Below are 1706 nucleotides of genomic sequence, written 5' to 3' on the forward strand. Positions count from 1 at the left end.
CTAGCCCGGATATCTCACAGCCGGGCGTGTAGCGATCCGATTGTGAGCGGGGAGCGAGTTTGCGGGGACGGGAGGTTGGTTTGGACGCCTGGGTCGGTTTGCCTGGCTCGCCAAAGACGAGTCTGGTGTTCGATTGGCGCGGCTTGCGTGTGCGGGAAGACGCGCCAAATGCTGCCGCTGCCGGCGAGCAATCGCGGGTGATGTCGACGGCGCGCCTGGCTCAACCGGTATCTGCTGCGGCGATGAGCGCCCGATGCGCCGTGGCAAAGGCGGCCTTGTAAGGACAGCCGGATGCCATGGCGAACTTAACACGGCGGACGCTGATGGTGACGAGGGCGCCGATTTTGAACAGCTTGCGGCGGATGGTGCCGCAGCTGGCATCAGCCAACTCGGTCGCCTGCAGGGCGATGCGGCGCAGGCTGTCGAGCAGAACATAAGCCATCGAGGCGAACCACAGCCGCAATTGGTTGGCCTGCATGGTGCCGGTCGAGGTGCGGTCGGCGAACAGGTCCATCTGGCACTCTTTGATGCGGTTCTCCATCTCGCCGCGCGCGCAATAGACCTCTTCGTAGAGCCGGCGGCCGTCGCCATCGGCCGCGGTCAGCGAGGTGACGATGAAGCGCGGATTGGCTTCGCCTTGCGTCCACTCCGCCTTGGCGATGACGCGCCGCGCGCGGCTCCAGCTGTTGCGCGTCGACCAGGTCAGTTCCTTGAACCGGCGCGCCGGCCGACTGGTGGCCTGGCTCTCGTCGCGGGCCTCGACCAGTTCAGCTCCGATCGCGCGGGTGAGGCGGGCGTTGCGGGCCAGCCCGAAGATGAAGTCGATGCCGTTTGCCTCACACCACGTCATCAGGGCATCGCGTGCAAAGCCGGAGTCGGCCCGCAAGACAATGCGGGTCTGCGGCCAGCGCTCACGGATCTGCGCCACGATCCGGGCGATCTCCTCGACCGCGCCCGCCGAGCCGTCGATGTTGGCGGGCCGCAGCTTGGCGGCCAGCAGGTGGCGCCCGCAGAACACGTACAGCGGCAGATAACAGTAGCAATCGTAATAGCCATGGAAGAACCGCCCCTCCTGATGCCCGTGCAGCGGGTCGTCCGTGGCGTCAAGGTCGAGAATGATCTCGTTCGGAGCCGTCCGGTAGGCGTCCAGGAACAGCGTGACGAACAGTCCGGCAATGCTCGCCGGTTCGTGCGCGATCTTGTGATAACGCGTGGCAATCTCCCGGCTCAGCTCCAGCCGGTTGAGTGTCGATTTGCCGGCCACCGCCGCACAATCCTTGCGCCGCGCCTCAAGCTTGCCTGCCAGCACCGCCATCACCGGATCGTGCCGCAGCTCATCATGATCGATGACGTCCTCGTAGCCCAGCGCGATCCCGAATACCCGCTGGCCAACCAGCGTCCGCACAGCGTGCTCCACCTGCCCCGGCCGCCGATGATCGACAAAGCATTCCGCAAACCGCCTCATCAGCTGGATTGCACCATCCGTCGCCCCCAGCAACAACGCTCCAGCGTCCGATGTGATCGCTCCGCCGTCAAATCCGCCCACAACAGATCGGCGTTCGATGGCTGCAAACTCGAACAGTTCTGCGGTACACTCTGTCGGCATCGGGGCGCCTCTCGAATCATCTCAAAGTCGTTCTCGCAAAACAACTTTCGCTGATTCGGCGCCTCGATGCGCTCGATCCGTGTGAGATATCCGGGCTAGG

Annotated in this window: 1 protein-coding gene; it reads right to left on the minus strand. The window is 64.7% G+C overall.

Features of this window, described 5'->3' with window-relative positions:
- Positions 1-220: 220 nt before the first annotated feature.
- Positions 221-1606: an IS1380 family transposase gene (locus ABIA90_RS45555; protein WP_354116835.1), complete on the minus strand. Its 1386-nt coding sequence runs from the start codon at positions 1604-1606 to the stop codon at positions 221-223.
- Positions 1607-1706 lie beyond the last annotated feature (100 nt).

Source organism: Bradyrhizobium sp. LA6.8 (assembly GCF_040547935.1).
Classification (GTDB): Bacteria; Pseudomonadota; Alphaproteobacteria; order Rhizobiales; family Xanthobacteraceae; genus Bradyrhizobium; species Bradyrhizobium barranii.

Bases quoted from the DNA above. Each gene is read 5' to 3' on its own strand.
- ABIA90_RS45555 (WP_354116835.1), bottom strand. From the start codon at position 1,606: ATGCCGACAGAGTGTACCGCAGAACTGTTCGAGTTTGCAGCCATCGAA.